The 16,713-nt window shown below is 60.7% G+C and carries 13 protein-coding genes; 3 read left to right on the top strand and 10 right to left on the bottom strand.

The window, feature by feature from the left end:
• Together T3A99_RS04845 and T3A99_RS04840 are read right to left on the bottom strand one after the other, a co-directional pair.
• Positions 1-519 carry a hypothetical protein gene (locus T3A99_RS04845; protein ID WP_047226458.1) on the bottom strand — a complete coding sequence of 173 codons (519 nt, stop codon included), beginning with the start codon at positions 517-519 and terminating at the stop codon, positions 1-3.
• 9 nt (positions 520-528) lie between these two features.
• Positions 529-1,029 (bottom strand): CinA family protein, encoded by a 501-nt coding sequence (locus T3A99_RS04840; protein ID WP_274090452.1) that lies wholly within the window; start codon positions 1,027-1,029, stop codon positions 529-531.
• A 166-nt stretch (positions 1,030-1,195) separates the two neighbouring features.
• On the opposite strand from T3A99_RS04840, the gene T3A99_RS04835 reads away from it, so the two are divergent.
• A complete protein-coding gene (locus T3A99_RS04835) occupies positions 1,196-1,810 on the top strand; it encodes a Yip1 family protein (protein WP_160892738.1) in 615 nt (204 codons plus the stop codon).
• Positions 1,811-1,832: 22 nt separating this feature from the next.
• On the opposite strand, the gene ligD is transcribed toward T3A99_RS04835, so the two are convergent.
• Genes ligD through T3A99_RS04815 form a run of 4 tightly spaced genes read right to left on the bottom strand, consistent with a single transcriptional unit; the run spans position 1,833 to position 7,948 of the window.
• Positions 1,833-4,421: a DNA ligase D gene (ligD, locus tag T3A99_RS04830; protein ID WP_322834006.1), complete on the bottom strand. Its 2,589-nt coding sequence runs from the start codon at positions 4,419-4,421 to the stop codon at positions 1,833-1,835.
• On the bottom strand, positions 4,418-5,581 hold the full coding sequence (locus T3A99_RS04825; protein ID WP_047226455.1) for a carboxylate-amine ligase: 1,164 nt from the start codon (positions 5,579-5,581) through the stop codon (positions 4,418-4,420). The genes ligD and T3A99_RS04825 overlap by 4 nt, the downstream gene beginning before the upstream one ends.
• A complete protein-coding gene (locus T3A99_RS04820; protein WP_322834005.1) occupies positions 5,553-6,554 on the bottom strand; it encodes a class I SAM-dependent methyltransferase in 1,002 nt (333 codons plus the stop codon). Before T3A99_RS04820 ends, T3A99_RS04825 begins: the two co-directional genes overlap by 29 nt.
• Positions 6,555-6,562: 8 nt before the next feature.
• Positions 6,563-7,948: an iron-containing redox enzyme family protein gene (locus tag T3A99_RS04815; RefSeq protein ID WP_322834004.1), complete on the bottom strand. Its 1,386-nt coding sequence runs from the start codon at positions 7,946-7,948 to the stop codon at positions 6,563-6,565.
• Positions 7,949-8,197: 249 nt separating this feature from the next.
• Here T3A99_RS04815 and T3A99_RS04810 point away from each other — a divergent pair, with 249 nt between their 5' ends.
• A complete protein-coding gene (locus tag T3A99_RS04810; RefSeq protein WP_322834003.1) occupies positions 8,198-9,535 on the top strand; it encodes a sodium:proton antiporter in 1,338 nt (445 codons plus the stop codon).
• A gap of 4 nt (positions 9,536-9,539) precedes the next feature.
• Here T3A99_RS04810 and T3A99_RS04805 read toward each other — a convergent pair whose 3' ends face one another.
• The gene (locus T3A99_RS04805) at positions 9,540-10,076 is read right to left on the bottom strand and encodes a hypothetical protein (protein ID WP_047226451.1); all 537 of its coding nucleotides are present in this window, start codon (positions 10,074-10,076) and stop codon (positions 9,540-9,542) included.
• Positions 10,077-10,232: 156 nt separating this feature from the next.
• On the opposite strand from T3A99_RS04805, the gene T3A99_RS04800 reads away from it, so the two are divergent.
• A complete protein-coding gene (locus tag T3A99_RS04800; protein WP_047226450.1) occupies positions 10,233-10,463 on the top strand; it encodes a hypothetical protein in 231 nt (76 codons plus the stop codon).
• Positions 10,464-10,488: 25 nt separating this feature from the next.
• On the opposite strand, the gene T3A99_RS04795 is transcribed toward T3A99_RS04800, so the two are convergent.
• The 3 genes from T3A99_RS04795 to T3A99_RS04785 all read right to left on the bottom strand — a co-directional run bounded on the left by T3A99_RS04795 (position 10,489) and on the right by T3A99_RS04785 (position 16,516).
• Positions 10,489-12,420 carry a hybrid sensor histidine kinase/response regulator gene (locus tag T3A99_RS04795; RefSeq protein WP_047226631.1) on the bottom strand — a complete coding sequence of 644 codons (1,932 nt, stop codon included), beginning with the start codon at positions 12,418-12,420 and terminating at the stop codon, positions 10,489-10,491.
• Positions 12,421-12,530: 110 nt separating this feature from the next.
• The gene (locus tag T3A99_RS04790; RefSeq protein WP_322834002.1) at positions 12,531-14,852 is read right to left on the bottom strand and encodes an ATP-dependent DNA helicase; all 2,322 of its coding nucleotides are present in this window, start codon (positions 14,850-14,852) and stop codon (positions 12,531-12,533) included.
• Positions 14,849-16,516 (bottom strand): VRR-NUC domain-containing protein, encoded by a 1,668-nt coding sequence (locus tag T3A99_RS04785; protein WP_281459226.1) that lies wholly within the window; start codon positions 16,514-16,516, stop codon positions 14,849-14,851. Before T3A99_RS04785 ends, T3A99_RS04790 begins: the two co-directional genes overlap by 4 nt.
• Positions 16,517-16,713: the final 197 nt, after the last annotated feature.

Below are 16,713 nucleotides of genomic sequence, written 5' to 3'. Positions count from 1 at the left end.
CTAGGGAAAAATGAATTGATTGAACCTGACCGTGGCGCCATCGGGCGTGTCGATACGGCTGTGATAGAGCCCCAGCCCATCGCCCAGCAGTGACAGATAAAGGCTGGCCTCTCCCTTGGCATCCGCCTGGACCCACAGCTTCAGGCCCCGCTCCGCACTCGCCGAGCGCACGGGCTGGGGCTGGAGGGTTTGCACCTCGAAACCCTCCAGCCACTGGCCGACCAGTTCCACCTCCAGCACGGCATTGGGCTGCCCCATCAGATGGATGACCATGGGGTTGGTAGAACCGTTGCGGTGGAACATTTCGTACTCGACGCCGAGTCGGCCATCTGCGCTGTGTACATTTCGGGTGCTCAACGGGCCACGAGAGAACAATCCAAGCAACGTCAGGATCACCAGCAATACCAACACGTACCAACCCACCCGCTCGAAACGCCAGACCTTGAGCTGGTAGGCCATGTCTTCGCGGACCGGGAACTGGCGGCTGCGCAATTCCTCGGGATCAGTGGGGTGGGTCATGGTGATCCCCTATCTGCGCTCACCCGCCAGCGCGCGTTGATGAAAGTGCCGCAACTGCACGAGCGCATGTTCGGCGGCCCACCTTTGGACCTGGTTGCGAGTCCCGAAAAACCTTTCCAGGCGACTGAACAGCGCTCGCTCGCCGGCCATATCGAACGCCCAGGCAAAACAGACGGTGCCGGCCGGAATGCCGTCCATGTCATCCGGCCCGAGAATGCCGGTGGTGGCCACGGCGACGTTGGCATTGGCGTCGCGCAGGGCACCGAGGGCCATTTCCTCGGCCACCTCACGGCTGGTGAGATTGAAGGTGTCGATGGTGCATGGGTTGACCCCCAGCAATCGTTGTTTAGCCTCCGGGGAATACACCACGTAACCGCTTTCAATCAGCGAACCACTGCCGGGTACTTCGGCCAGCAAGGTGACGATCTTGCCGGCGGTACAGGACTCGGCCGTCGTCAGGCGCAGCTCGTGTTCACGCAAGTAATCAACCAGGGAGCAAGCAATGGTCATGGCATACAGTCCTTCAGGGATGCTGATGGATTGACCCCGGCCGTATGGATTCATTCCCTCTGATCACGCCCCTCCTCGGGCACTCCAAATAAATGAACCCCCGACCGATCCTGTATCTCAAATCCGTATGGGCCTCACCAGAGGCTGTACTGATCAGGAGGTCGTCATGTCCGCCCCTTTCGTCAAACTGTTCACCCACCCCGAGTTTGCCTGGAAAGACATCCGCGAACAGGAACAAGCTCATCCGCGCCACTATCTGGCTCACCTGTTGTTGCTCGCCCTGATTCCCGTGGTGTGCCTGTTCATTGGGACCACCTGGACCGGCTGGAGCCTGGCTGAAAACGAAACGGTACGGCTCAGCACTGCCAGCGCACTTCAACTGAGTGTGCTGCTGTACCTGACCATCGTGGCCGGCGTGATGCTCATGGGGCTGTTCATCCGCTGGATGTCGCGCACCTTCGATGCCCGCCCTACGGTCAACCAGTGCATTGGTTTTGCCGCCTACACCGCCACGCCCTACTTCCTGGCCGGGATTTTCGGGCTCTACCCCAACCGCTGGCTGGCGGTGATCGCGCTGGCAATGGCGTCGGCCTACTCGACCTTTTTGCTGTTTGTGGGCCTGCCCAAGTTCATGAATCTCAAGAAGGAACAAGGTCTGTTGTACTCGGCCAGCGTATGGGGCGTAGGACTCTTGGTGCTGGTGACCATTCTGGTGGAAATGATTCTGCTATGGTTCAACGTCCTGCAGCCGGAATATCTGCGCGTTCCGATAAGTGGATGAGTCCGGGAGGCATCGAACCAAGCTATTTATCGGTCTTTTTCATACCAATGCGTCGACGCATGTCGGCGGTGATGCTTTGGCGGGTCTTCTTCAGGCCCGCCCAAGGCTCGTGACCCACTTGCGCCAAACGCTCATGGACGTTGTGCACGGTCCACAGGTTTGCGCCTTTGAGTTCGGCCACTTCCTCGCGAAAGATCGGCACCGACACCGGCAACCCTTCACGGGTACGGGCGGCATAGGCGCAGATGGTGGTGGCGCCCAGGCCGTTACGCAGGTAGTCGATGAAGATCCGCCCTACCCGGTTCTTTGGCCCGGAGACCGCCGAGAATCGATCCGGCAACAGCTTGGCCATGTGGCTGACAATCGCATGGCTGAAGCCCTTGACCTCGTCCCAACCCAACTTGCGGGTCAAGGGCACGACAATGTGGATGCCTTTGCCGCCGCTGGTCTTGAGAAACGCCTTGAGCCCTAGTTCATCGAGTACCGACAAGGTCAGATGCGTCGCTTCCACCATGCTTTTCCAAGGCAGGGCCGGATCCGGGTCAAGGTCGAGAACAAAGCGATCAGGCTTGTCCAGGTTCACCGACGTGGCATTCCAGGTGTGTAACTCCACCGTGCTCATTTGCACCGCGCCGATCAACGCTTCGGGATTGTTGATGATCATTACCGGCTGCCCGGTCAATGATTTGTCCAGGGTGGTGATACCAGGAATCGCCAGGCGCTCGGCGTTTTTCTGGAAAAACAACTCACCGGCAATGCCATCCGGCGCCCTGACCAGTGCCACCGGGCGGTCGGCCAGTTCCGGCAGGATGAACTCGGCGACGCTGGCGTAGTACTCGGCCAGTTGCAGCTTGGTCGTGCCGCTGCTGGGATCAATGACTCGCTCAGGGTGGGTGATGCGCACCTTACCGTCCATGGCTGGCGCCTGAGTGGTTTTGGTTTTGGTTTTGGCTTTGGTTTTTTCCGCAGTCTTTTTCACGGGTTTGGCCAGCTCCTGGGTGATCGCCTTGGCCGGTTTATCGTTGCGCAAACCATGAAACACGGCATGGCGCACCGAGCCTTCCTTGGTCATCTCGGCAAACGCCACTTCAGCCAGTAGCGTCGGTTCCAGCCAATGCACTCCTTTGGCCTCGTATCCGGTGGGTGGGTTGACCACCGCGGCTTTTTTTCTTTCCAGGGGCAACAATTGCTGGTGAATGCTTGTGAGGGTTTGCTCGTTGAACCCTGTGCCGACCTTGCCGGCATAGCGCAGTTGCCCGCTGTCGGCATCGTGCAGCCCCAGCAACAAGGCGCCGAAGCCGTTGCGGGCGCCCTTGGGCTCGCTGAAACCGACTACGACGAACTCCTGGCGATTCTTGCACTTGAGCTTGATCCAGTCGTTGCTGCGCCGGGAAACGTAGGCGCTGCCCATACGTTTACCAATCAGTCCTTCCATCTGCATTTGGCATGCACTGTTGAGCAAGGCTTCAGGGGTTTCTTCGAAGGCATCGGAGAAGCGCAACAGCGGATTCTTGTTGCTCGCAAGCACTGCCGCCAACGCGGCCCGCCGCTCTTGCACGGGCACCTCGCGCAGGTCCATGCCATTGAGGTAAGGCAGGTCGAACAGGTAGTAGGCAATCTTGTTGCTGCTGCCGGCGTCGAAAGCGTTCTGCAGGGCCTGGAAGTCCGGTACGCCGTGCTCGTTGGCCACCACCATCTCACCGTCCAGCCAGGCGGACTCCAGCCCTAATCCGGCCAGCGCTTCGGCCTGCTTGGGCAGCTTGTGGGTCCAGTCATGGCCATTGCGGGTGATCAGCCTGACATCGTCGTTTTCAATGCGGGCCATGACGCGGTAACCGTCGAACTTGATTTCATAGAGCCATTCGCCTTCAGGCGCGCGCTCTACCAACGTGGCCAATTCCGGTTTGAGCGTCTTGGGAATCGCCCCGGCCACCGCGCCGCTGAGGGTTGTGGTTGAGGCTTTTTTTGACGGTTTGGGCGTGGCGGCTTTTTTCGGTTGCTGGACAGCCTTGACCTGGGCGGCAGCCTTGCCACGGCGCTTGGGTACAAGGGTGCGCTCGCTGAGCACGCTGTCCGGCTCGGCCTGGACCACGTCGTACTCGCTTTCGGGACGTGCCGCTGCGTCCTGGTGCTTGATCAGGAACCACTGCTCCTGCTTGCCGGGCATGTGGGTGCGCACCAGGTTCCACAGGCCACTGAGTTTTTCCCCTTGCAGCTCGAACTTGAGCCGGCCTTTTTCATAGGCCTCATGGGCATCGCCCTGGGGAATCCACACGCCTCGATCCCAGACAATGACGTCGCCAGCGCCATAATGGCCTTCGGGAATGCTGCCTTCGAAGGTCGCGTAATCCAGCGGATGGTCTTCGACATGCACCGCCAGGCGCTTGACCTTGGGGTCCAGGGACGGCCCCTTGGGCACCGCCCAGCTCTTGAGCGCACCGTCCAGCTCCAGCCGGAAGTCATAATGCAGCCGTGAAGCGTCGTGCTTCTGAATGCAGAACTGCAAGGCATGGGCGGTTTTCGCCGATTTGCGTGAACGCTTGGCCGCCGGCTCCGGGGTGGCGTCGAAGTCACGCATCCGGTTGTAATCCTCCAGGGTCTTGCTGCTCATGGACCACCTGCCACTTGCAACAGCGACGGGTCGGCCACGGGCATCCCGGCAGTTTCCGCCAACAGTTGATCGACCACCCTGCTCAAGGCGTGCTCGGTGGAGTCGCCCAGCAGCAGCCCTTGTTCGTAGAGCACGATTTGCCGATCGGAACTGGTGCCTTCCTGGACGATACGACGTGCCTGCTTGAACACATCCTCAACGCCCAGTGCGGCGGCAGTCTCGCCGAAGGTCTGCTCCGCCAGCGTGATCCACTCCCCGATCATCATCGGCTGCTCCTGCCCCTCCAGGATGAACTCGGCCAGGATTCCATGACGCTTGGCCCGCCAGCGATTTTCCTTGAGGATCCAGTGGGAGGTCAGGCTGAAGTGCGCGCCGGGCTTGGGTAGTGCAATGGCATGGGCCACCATCAACCGAAACAGCGAGACCAGGCACAGGACATCTTCAACACGCGGACAGGCATCGCAGATTCGCAGCTCCAGCGTGGGATAACGCGACGAAGGCCGCATCACCCACCAGCAATCGCTGGGCTGGCGAATGGATCCGGTGCGCATGAGCATGTCCACGTAGCCGGCAAACGCCGACTCATCCTCGAAGAATTCCGGCACGCCCATGCGCGGCCATTCATCGCAAGCGACCTGACGGTAGCTGCTGAACCCGCTGTAGGCACCGTTCCAGAACGGCGACGAAGCACTCAGCGCCAGGAACATCGGCAGCCAGGGCAGCACCTCGTTCATGACCCGGACACGGTCCTTATGGGCCGGCACCTCCACGTGCACATGCAGGCCCGAAAGCACGCTCCGTCGGGCCACCCGCTGGTAATCGTCGAACAACTGCTGAAAGTGCAGTTCGTCGGTGGGCTGCAGACCCTGGGTCGCCATGGGATGCGAGCCGGCGCTGAGCAGGCCCAGGCCATGGGCGGCCAGGCGCTGGGTCAGGCCTGTGCGGACCTGGGCCAGGTAATCGGCCGCCTCGGGCAAGTTGCGGAAAATAGGCGACGCCATCTCGATCTGACACTGGAACATTTCATGGGCGAAATGCTTGCCCAGTAGCGCCTGGCACGCCGTGACAACCTCTGCGGAGGGTTGATCCGGCATACAACGGGTTTGCAGATCGGTGATGAAATACTCCTCTTCAATGCCGAACTTCAGTCGCCTGTTCATCGATAATCCCTCCGATACCCGCGCCGATGCGGGTTACAACCAACGCCACCACGGCGATCCTTTCTACGTCCTGGTAACCCGGGGTGAGCAGTTCTTCACCAAACACGTCCGGGTCCAATTCCTTGTAAGTCCAGCCGAAGTCCGGTGAGTCGCGCCAAGGCTCAAGCGCCTCGAGAAACGGATCACGCCCATCGACCATCGCCACGCCGGTGTAGAGCACCAGCGAGCCACCGGGCGTGAGCCGTGGCAGGGCCTGTTCGACAATGCGCAGCGACAGCCCGGCGCCCAGTGCGCCACCGCCATGGCGGTAGGCCCGTTCGCTGGGGTCGGCCATGTACGGCGGATTGGCGACGATCAGGTCGAAGTCGCCCTCCACATCCTGGAGTACATCGCTTCGGGCGATCTCGACGTTGGACACCTCGGCCAGCGCCGCGTTGACCGCGCTCAGGCGCAGGGCCATCGGATTGATATCCACGGCCAGCACCTGTGCCTCGCGCCGGGCGCGGGCAATGACCAGCGCCCCGACACCGGCGCCACAGCCGATGTCCACGGCCCGATGTATTGCCGTGAAGTTCTGTTGCAGATAAGTATGGATCAGTTGGGCGAAACGATAGCTGTCGGGGCCGAAAAACACCGCGTCGTTGGCTTGGGTGGGAAATTGCGAATGAGCGAACAGCAGGCCGTCCAGGCTCGACCAGCGCACGCGGCTATGCAACAGGCCGTCGCGCGCTTGCAGCACCTCGGCTTCCTGCAACTGGCGCTGCTCATCGGCGCTGATCAGCCCCGGGGCAAACGGGCGCGACCAGCCGAACACATCCCTCAGGGTCCTGGAGCGTTCATTGCCAGGTCGTTGGTTGACGCGTTCGTGGGTCAGGGGTGTCGGGGTAATGAAGCGATAGCCGTCGGCTTGCAGGCGTCGGCCCAATTGCAATAGCGCCAGGTCAGTTTCGGATAGGCGTTCTTCCTGATTCATGCGGGCTCCTAGCGCAGCGCGGATTTGAGTTCGATGAAGCGACGAGTCGCCAGCAGTCCGGCCGGATGGCTGTGGCAGCGCGCCGAGAGCCACGGCATCAGGGTCTGCATCTGCGCATCGGGCGTCTGGCCTCGCAGGGTCTGTTGCAGGCTCTGTACATCGAGGTCCTCGATCGGCATCTGCGGCTCGCACGCTGCACCGTGGGCGCGGCGCGGGCTTTTCTTAGTGCGCTCCTGCGTCCAGTCACCGGCGATCCAGTCGTGCAGCAACTGTTTTTCATAGGGGCTGAACACCCCGAACATGGCCGCGCCCGCCCCTTCGATCAGCGTCCAGAACCGGCTGTTCTGCGGATCTTCATGACGTTTGATCCAGCCCTTGTTTTGCAGCGCCGTCAGGAAGCCTTCCAGTTGTCCAGGCGCTGCGAGCCATTGATTGACGGTCTTGCCTTCGAACTTGCAGTAATCGGAATGCATGTGTTGGCCGAACGGACGTTTGCGTTCGAGCATGTCCAGCACTTCGCGATACAGGTCGAATGACTCGATGATGGTTCGGCTGCCGTGGCCTAGATCATTGAGGCGATAACCCAGGGTGACCCGGTGCCAGAACGCTTCGCGATCCGCCTCCATCGGCATCAGTTGCAGCAGCGACTGGATGGCCTTGTGGGCATGACCGGTGCTCGCGTTGTCAATCGTCACGTGGAGGGTGAAGTAATAAGGGTCGATGTCCAACTCAGTCAGCTCATAAGCGCTGATCAACAGGTGCAGGGGCAGTTGTTCGTAACCCAGGTTGTAGCCGATCACTTCAGGCAGGTATTCATCGCCGCCATAGCCCAGGGCCAATTGCACGGCACCTTGCAGGTAGCGCTCGTCTTCAATGTCTGGCGCGTCCGACAGGTCGTGTTCGGCGAGCAGCTTGCGGTATATCACCACATGGTTTTGCGAGGGATTGCCGTCACCCAACTCTTCCAGATAAGTGCTCAGCAGCCCTTCGAAACGGTGGTCGTGCCAATGCTTGAGCACGCCATACAACCACGCGCCGTCCACCAGTTTGGTGGGCGCCACCGCCTGCAGGAAATACAAGGCGTGGGCCTTGCAAGTGAAAAACTCTCGTGGACCGGCGTTTTTGCGCCGCTCCAGATACTCGGCGTACTGGCGGGCTACACCGGCACTGTGTTGCTCGACCCAGTCTTGCAGAGCCGTGGGCGTGTCGGGCAGTTCCAGGGGCAGTGCCGCGGCCTGCCCCACGCATTGCTGAAGGAAGGCCTGGGCGACGGCTTGCTTGTCAGCATCGTCAGGGCCATGGAGCAGCCGTTCATAGCATTGGCGCACGCTCCCGGCATCCATGAATGAATGCACGGTGGCAGGCCGGGATTGGAGGGGTGTCAGCGCAGTCATAAGGGCCTCTTGGGTTCTCGGCAGGACGCTGAATCAACACGTCTCTACTTTGGCAGAGCGCCAGGAATGACGAAAAATTCCCTTCAGATGAAAGTCCTCCGGATAAACGGAGCCGTATCGCTTTGACGGAACCGGCGCTTGGCTCAGACCCTCGAATGAACGACAGGAGCCGGATACTGGCTTGACGGTGTCTGTTTCACTCGGGGCTGTGCCTGCGAGCTATGCCTACGAGCTATCCAAGGAGCAGCAATGATTTTCACAGTATGGGTAGCGGTGCTCGGCGCCGTATTGCTGACCTTGGCCCTGACGTCCTCCTACCTGCGCTGGATGCCGGTAACCACCTCGGCGATATGCCTGGGTTTGGGCGTTGCCATCGGGCCGGCGGGCCTGGAGTTGTTGAGGCTGGACATTGCCGATTCCTCGGCCTGGATGGAGCACCTCACCGAAGTCGCGGTGGTGTTTTCGCTGTTCGTCAGCGGCCTCAAGTTACGCTTGCCCCTCAAGAACCGAAGCTGGCGTGTGGCCTACACACTGGCCGGTCCGGTGATGATCCTGACCATCGCGGGCCTGACCCTGACCTTGCATTACCTGTTTGGTCTCGGTTGGGGCGTGTCGTTGTTGATCGGCGCAATCCTCGCGCCAACCGATCCGGTGCTCGCAGCGTTGGTGCAGGTCAACGATGCCCGGGATGATGACCAGGTACGGTTTGGCCTGTCGGGGGAAGCCGGCTTGAACGACGGCACGGCCTTCCCCTTTGTGATTCTGGGCTTGTTGTTGCTGCGCGAGGACGACCTTGGCTTTCTCGGTGACTGGATGCTGCAGGATGTGTTGTGGGCAGTGCCGGTCGGTTTGCTCACCGGTTACTGGATGGGCCGCGGTATCGGCTGGTTGACCCTGTCGATGCGCATCAAGAACGCCGACAGCACCCTCTCGCCCAACGATTACCTGGCCCTGGCGCTGATTGCCCTGGCCTATGTCGTGGCCGAAGCCCTCCAGGGTTATGGCTTTCTTTCGGTGTTCGCCGCTGGCCTGGGCCTGCGCCAAGCCGAGGTGCAATCGACGGATGAACACTCACTCCCGGCAGAACACCTGGTGCAACCGGTGGTGGGGCACGAAGCGGTCACCCCCCGGGACGCGGTCCGGGGTGACGCCGAGACTCTGGAAGAGGGTCAGGTGGCTGCGGGGGTCATGATGAGCGACATGCTCGCCTTCGGCAGTCTGGTGGAGCGTTCCATGGAAGTGTTTCTGGTGACGCTGTTGGGGGTGGCGCTTGCCACTCATTGGGACTGGCGGGCCTTGGTCATCGGTGGTCTGCTGTTTGCCGTGATTCGCCCGTTGAGCTTGCTGGTGATGCCTTGGGGACGGCTGCTGGACACGCCACAACGGTTGCTGATTGGCTGGTTCGGCATACGTGGCATCGGCAGTCTGTTTTATCTGTTCTATGCGGTGAACCATGATTTACAGCCAGAGATGGTCCAGTTGTGCATCAATATCACGCTGTCGGTGGTGGCCCTGAGCATTTTGGTCCATGGCTTGAGTACCCAACCCATACTGGCCTGGTATGAGCGCCACAAAAAATCGAGCTAAGGCTTCAGCCCCCTGGATCACTCACCTGGATATAAACCGAGTATGCCCCCAGCAAGACCCAGAACGCGGCAAAGATCCATGGCGTACGCACCGAAAACAGCAACGACTTGCGATAGCCCTTGTGAGTCGATTCCTGTTTGCTGAACAGCGGGGATTCGTCGTAGGCCAGTCCCATCAACGGCTCTGCGCGCAGCAACTCGCTTTGCTTGAAATGCCAATGGTCGATGATCTCGTAAGCCGCGCGAATTCCTGGCCAGGCGTTGAGCGAGCTCAGGAAGCCCAGCAGAGCCAGGAACGGCGGGACGATCAATGTGAACAACTTGCCCCACTCCGGGTTCAGGTTGGCCATGCATGAGGCAAAGGCGATCACCAGGAAGGATTGGGCGGCCAGGTACGCATCGGTTCGATTGGCCAGGATGCTGGTTTCGTACTGGATCTCCCGGCGATAAAAATCCAGGCGTTCCTTGGGCGAGCCGAACAGCTTGGCATTGTGTTCCGTCAGTTCTTCATCCGGGGTATGGCTGGTGAGTATTCTGGGCATTGCGCAGGCTGCGCCTCGGGTGTGGGTTTGGGACTTGTTAGAAGAAATGAGGGACAGGCAAGTTCCGGCCACCGGACCAGAGGTGCGACCCGGGCTCAACGAAACGCTCAGTGATCGTCACGGTCTCTAGATCACCGAAAGCTTGAGGAGGGCTCTGTGGATTATCTTGGATGGGTGCAATGGCCGGCGATGGTGGTGACGGTGCTGGCCGCCTGGCTGATCGGCTCACGTCAGCCCCGACGGCGGGTGGCCGGGTTCAGTTGTTTTATCGCGAGCAATATTCTATGGGTCATCTGGGGGCTGCATTCAGACGCCTATGCGTTGATCGTGCTGCAGTTCTGCCTGTGTGCGATGAACTTGCGAGGGTTCAGGAAAAATACTGAATGAACCTCTGGCAGCGCCATGCCTGGAGTTACTTCATCGCCTGCCCAATGACCTGCACCAGGTCAATCTGCTTGAACGGCTTGGTCAGGCGCGGCAGTTGCGTGGCGAACCCTTCCAGGCGTTCGGCGTAGCCGGTGGCCAGGATAATGGGCAAGGTCGGATGACGATCACGCAGCAGTTTCGCCAATTGCGCACCATCCATCTGCGGCATGGCCATGTCGGTGATCACCAGGTCGATGTCCGGATTGAGCTCATACATCTGTAGCGCCTGAGCCGCCGATGGGGCGCACAGCACGCGGTGGCCCAGGTCTTCGATCAGCAGCCGGGTGCTGGTCAGTACCAGGCTGTCATCGTCCACGACCAACACCCGTAGCTCGTTCACCGAGGGTGTCGTCGTGGCCTGGGCCGGCACTTTGTCTGGCGCCGAGTTGTCGGCTATCGGCAACCACAGCTCAGCGGTAGTGCCCTCGCCTTTGCGGCTCTTGAGTATCAGGCGGCCACCCAATTGCTCGGCCAAGCCATGCACCATGGACAGGCCCAGGCCAGTGCCCTTGCCTACCCCTTTGGTGGTGAAAAACGGGTCCACGGCCGAAGCCAGCGTCGCCTCGTCCATGCCCTCGCCCTCGTCGGTGATGGACAGGCAAATGTATCGCCCTGGTGCCATCGGCGCGTCCTTGCCGGCCTCGGTGTCGGAGCGTTCCTGGGCCGAGATCAGGATCCGCCCCCCCTGCGGCATGGCATCCCGAGCGTTGGTCGCCAGGTTCAGGATGGCCAGTTCCAGTTGGTTGACATCGGCCAACACCGGCGAAAGCGCCTGGGCAAAGTCGGTCTGAATGTGTATCGAAGGGCCGATGGAGCTTTGCAACAAACCACTGATGCCCTGCACCAGTGCCGACAGCTCGACCGATTCGGAGGACAGTTTCTGTCTGCGGGCGAACGCGAGCATCCGTTGCGTCAGCGAGACACCGCGCAGCGCGCCCTGGGTGGCGTTATCCAGCAGTTGGATGAGTTTCGGATCGCTGGGCATGCGCTTGCGCACAATTTCCAGGTTGCCGAGGATCACCGTCAGCAGGTTATTGAAGTCATGGGCGATGCCTCCGGTGAGCTGGCCGATGGCTTGCAGTTTCTGTGACTGGAACAGCGCCTCGCGAGCCTGTTCCAAGGCTTGCTGCGCACGGGTGGCATCGGTGATGTCGCGGGTGATCTTGGCAAAACCCAGTAGCGTCCCCGTGTCGTTGCGGATCGCGTCAATGACCACATGAGCCATGAACCGGGTGCCATCCTTGCGTAACCGCCAGCCCCTTTTTTCAAAGCGCCCTTCACTGGCGGCGATGCTCAAGGCCCGTTGAGGCTCACCGGCGTCACGGTCCTCAGGGGTATAGAACATCGAAAAATGCCGGCCGATGGCTTCCGCCGGAAGATAGCCCTTGATCCGTTGCGCGCCCAGGTTCCAGTTGGTCACCTGGCCGTCTGGATCGAGCATGTAGATGGCGTAATCGGTGACGCTTTGCACCAACAGGCGAAACTGCTGTTCGCTTTGCTTGAGGGTTTCCTCGGCCATCTTGCGATCGGTCAGGTCCCGGGTGATCTTGGCAAAGCCAAGCAAGTCGCCGCTCTGGCTATCGATGATCGGATCAATGACGACATGGGACCAGAACAACGTTCCGTCCTTGCGCACCCGCCAGCCCTCGCCTTCGAAACGCCCCTCGCGCAGGGCCGTGTCCAGCGCCCGTTGCGGAAGACCGTCGGCGCGATCCTGGTCAGTGTAGAAGCGTGAGAAGTGCTGGCCTAGGATCTCGGATTCTTCATAGCCTTTGAAACGCCTGGCACCGGAGTTCCAACTGGTGATGATGCCGGAGGGGTCGGTCATGTAGATGGCATAGTCGACCACGGCGTCGATGAGCAGGCGAAAACGCTGTTCCTGATTGATGAGTGCGGTCTTGGGGGCGTCTTCGAGCATTTTTTTGGCCAAGGCATCCAGAAGGATTTTTTGCGAAGTATGGAGCAAGTGCGGCATCGGAAATAGTGATTAAATCCGTGGGAATCAGCAGCTTGGTCGCGATATGAGATTCACCACAGATCCTTTGTGGGAGCAAGCTCACTCCCACAGCAGTTGTGCTGCTCTTGACTAACTGACCACCAACGCGGCAACAAGTGCTGCACCCTTGCCTCAGCAAATCGATCGTCGATCAACATCACCATCCCACGATCCTGCTGTGTACGAATGACACGACCCGCAGCCTGCACCACTTTTTGCAGGCCGGGATACAGGTAAGTGTAGTCGTAGCCATCGCCGAAAATAGCCGCCATGCGCAGCTTCATCTGCTCGTTGACCGGGTTGAACTGCGCCAGCCCCAGGGTCGCGATGAACGCCCCGATCAGGCGCGAACCCGGTAAATCGATGCCCTCCCCGAATGCACCGCCCAACACCGCAAACCCAATCCCCTGGCTGTGTTCCATGAATCGTTCAAGGAACGCCTGCCGGGGTGCTTCGCCCATGCCGCGTGATTGCGACCATGTGGCAATCTGCGGATGGCGCTCGGCAAACAGTCCGGCCACTTGCTGCAAGTAGTCAAAACTGCTGAAGAAGGCCAGGTAATTGCCCGGGCGCTCGCTGAACTGGCGGGCCATCAACGCGACGATAGGTTCCAGGGACGCCTGGCGGTGGGCAAAGCGGGTGGAGATCCGGCTGACAACCTGTACATCAAGCTGTTGCGCCTGGAATGGCGACTCCACGTCGATCCAGACAGTGTCCGCCGGGACGCCCAACAGGTCAGCATAATAATGCCGGGGGTTCAGGGTGGCGGAAAACAGCACGCTGCTGCGGGCCGCCGTCAGCCTGGGTCGCAGGAAGGCGGCCGGCACTACATTGCGCAGGCACAGGGTCGATGCGCTTCGCTGGCGGCCGTATTCACGCTTGTGTATGTCGAACAAAAAGTGCTCGTCAAAGGACTCCGCCACCCGGGCAAACTGCAAGGCATCGAAGTAGAACGCCTGTAAAGCGCTGTCCAGGCCCTGGGGATGGTCATTGAGGTAATCGCTGATAGCCGTGGTGCACAGCGACAGGGCCTGGAGCAGTTTCTCCGGTGGTTTTTCATACGCCTGATAGACCGCAACCTGGGGCTCATGCAACGCGTTCCACTGGCGATTGACCCGCTGCAAGGCCTTCTTCAACGTCTCGGGCGCGGTTTTGCGCACTGCCGCCAAAGCGGACTGATCGAGGGTCGCGCTGTACATCTGCCGCCCTCGCTCCACCAGATTGTGGGCTTCGTCCACCAGGGTCGCGACGGTCCAGCCATTGGCCTGGGCCAGACCAAAGAGCAAGGCGCTGAAGTCAAAGTAATAGTTGTAGTCAGCGACCACCACGTCTGCCCAGCGGGCCATTTCCTGGCTCAGGTAGTACGGGCAGATATCATGGGCCAGAGCAATATCGCGCAACGCCGCCTGATCGAGCAGCGTGATCTGGCTCGCCGCCGCACGGGCGTGCGGCAGCCGATCGTAGAACCCGCGGGCCAACGGGCAGGCTTCGCCATGGCAGGCCTTGTCCGGGTGCTCGCAGGCTTTGTCCCGAGCGATCATCTCCAGCACCCGCAACGGCATCGAGGGCGCGCTTTGGGTAATCACTCGGGCCGCATCCAGCGCCAGTTTGCGCCCTGGGGTCTTGGCCGTGAGGAAGAACACCTTGTCCAGTCGCTGTGGCGCCAGTGCCTTGAGCATCGGAAACAAGGTGCCAACGGTTTTGCCAATGCCGGTGGGCGCCTGGGCCATCAGGCAGCGGCCGGTGCTGATGGCCTTGAACACCGACTCAGCCAGGTGGCGTTGCCCTGTCCTAAAGCCGGCGTGAGGAAATGCCAGCGTCTGAGCGCCGAGGTTGCGCGCCTGTCGGTGAGCCATCTCCTGTTCGGCCCAGGCGAGGAACAGCGCGCACTGTTGTTCAAAGAAAACCTCAAGCTGCGCCGCTTCAAAGCTTTGCGTGAGGCAGGTTTCCTTTTCGCTGACGATGTCGAAGTAGACCAGCGCCACGTCGATCCGCGGCAGTTGCAACTTCTGGCACATCAACCAGCCGTAGATTTTCGCCTGGGCCCAATGCAACTGGCGATGATTGGCCGGTTGCTTGTCCAGGTCGCCCCGGTAGGTCTTCACTTCTTCGATGCGGTTGCAGGCCGGGTCGTAGCCATCCGCCCGGCCTTTGATCTTCAGCGTCTGGTAGCGGCCCTCCAGGCTCACTTCGGCCTGGTAACCCTCGCTACGCCGCGAGGCCACGGTGCGATGGCCGACGATCCCTTCCATGGCCGTGGGTGACGGCGTGAAGCGCAGGTCCAGGTCGCCGGTCTTGGCGGTGAACTCGCACAGTGCCCGAACGGCGATGCTGTAGCCAGGTTCCTGGGTCATGCGCCCTGCTCCACCCACTGCACATAGCAGACGGCAACGGGCATCTGGTGTTCGTGACAGAACTCCAGCCAGCGCAGTTGATTGTCTTGCAGGCGGTCGCCGGGGCCTTTGACTTCGATCATGCGGTAGGTCTTGTGCTGCGGCCAGAACTGGATCAGGTCCGGCATGCCGGCGCGGTTGGCCTTGATATCCAGCAGCAGGCGGCTGAACCAGTGCTTGAGGTGTTCGGCAGGCAGGCAGTCGAGGGCCTGATGGAGCAACTCTTCGGACAGCGCGCCCCAGAACACGAAAGGCGACTGCACGCCCCATTTTTCGGTGTAACGACGGACAATGGTGTCCCGGTAGCGGCCATCGTCGAGCTGCGCGAAACAGGCCGCGAACAGCTCGGCGCGTCGGTCGTGAAAGTCTTCGTTGAGCAGGTCCACCGGCCCGCGCTGGAACGGGTGGAAAAACGCCCCCGGCAACGGCGCAAAAATCACCGGCCAGCACAGCAGGCCAAACAGCGAATTGATCAGGCTGTTCTCCACGTAGTGCACCGGCGCGGTTTCATCGTGCAGATGGGCCTGCACGTGATACTCCACCGACAAGGCCGGATCGACACGAGGCAGGTGCAGGTCCAGCCGCTCTACCTTGCGCGCCAGGTGCCGCGGCACCGGGGGGCCGCCCAACTTGCGGCGCAGCCGGGGCAGGATCCTGAGCAGTGCCTGGGTTTCGGCGGCGCTTTGCGGTGATTGTGCGGCCGCTTCACCCCATTCAAGGGCTTGGGCGTACTCGCCGATGCGCTCCAGCACCCGAATCATCCGCAGCCGTGCGCCGGGGTAGTTGCAATCCTGATAAATGCGCAAGGCCAGGGTGAAATCGCTGATACGCTCAGCGTGCTGGCCGATCTGGAACAGCAGCTTGCCTCGGCGTCGCTCCAGCCACGGATTGTCCAGGCTCAGGGCATGGGCTTGGGCAACGATCTCTTCAAGAGGCTCGCCGGCTTCGAAACGCTGCTGACATTCGTGCAGGAAGAGGCAGGCATCCACATCCTGGCGGCTGCGCAGGCCACGGGATTGGGCACTGAACTCGACGGTTTCATAGGTGAAGATGCCCAGGTCCGCCAGCACGAACTCCGACCAGTCCTGATAGAGATTGCCGAAAAACAGCAACCGCAACCGATCGCAGAGGTTCATGATCGTCAGGCTGAAGAGTCGGTCTTCCAGCAACGGGCACCAGCTGCGAAAAGGCTGTGGTTGATTGAAATGATCCTGCAAGGACTCCAGCCACTGGCCCTTTGTCGCCTTGGGGTGTTCGATCAGGTGACCCAGGCACAGGATGATTTCCTGTTTGAGCAGCACCTCGAACAGCTCGCCAAGGCCAAGAGGCGCTTGATCCTCGACCCAGCCCCGCGCCAGCAACGGCTCGATGGCGCTGCCGGTATCACCGATCTCAGGGTAATGCAGCTTGCTCTGGCGAAAATGCAGCCCCTTGCGCATCACCATGCGCACCAGCAATCCCTGGGATGCACGGGGCAAGCTGGCGAACTCGTCGATGAAGCGTTGCTCCTCAGGGCTGAGCACATCGGCATAGCGCGTTGCCAACCAGGCGAGCACCTGCTGAAAGTTGTTCAGGTAGTAGAAAGGGTCGTCGAGGGGGTTATTTGTCACGGAAAGAGGTGCCATGCCTGCTGGAATACTGGTTATGCGTACAGATATCAGCTGCGGCGGGCCCAGGCAACTGCAAAAGATGAGCGGTCGCCCGCATTCAGGAGGGAAATCCTGCAGTCGGCGATGAACTTTCCTACGGCAAGCGAGACCAATGGCGGTTAACTACAGTGATGGCGCGGTCTAATCAACTGAACGGCGTCTTTTTGATTGAG

It is taken from the genome of Pseudomonas sp. N-137 (assembly GCF_034555295.1).
Lineage (GTDB): Bacteria > Pseudomonadota > Gammaproteobacteria > Pseudomonadales > Pseudomonadaceae > Aquipseudomonas > Aquipseudomonas rhizophila.
This window is presented reverse-complemented; position numbering and strand designations above follow the sequence as displayed.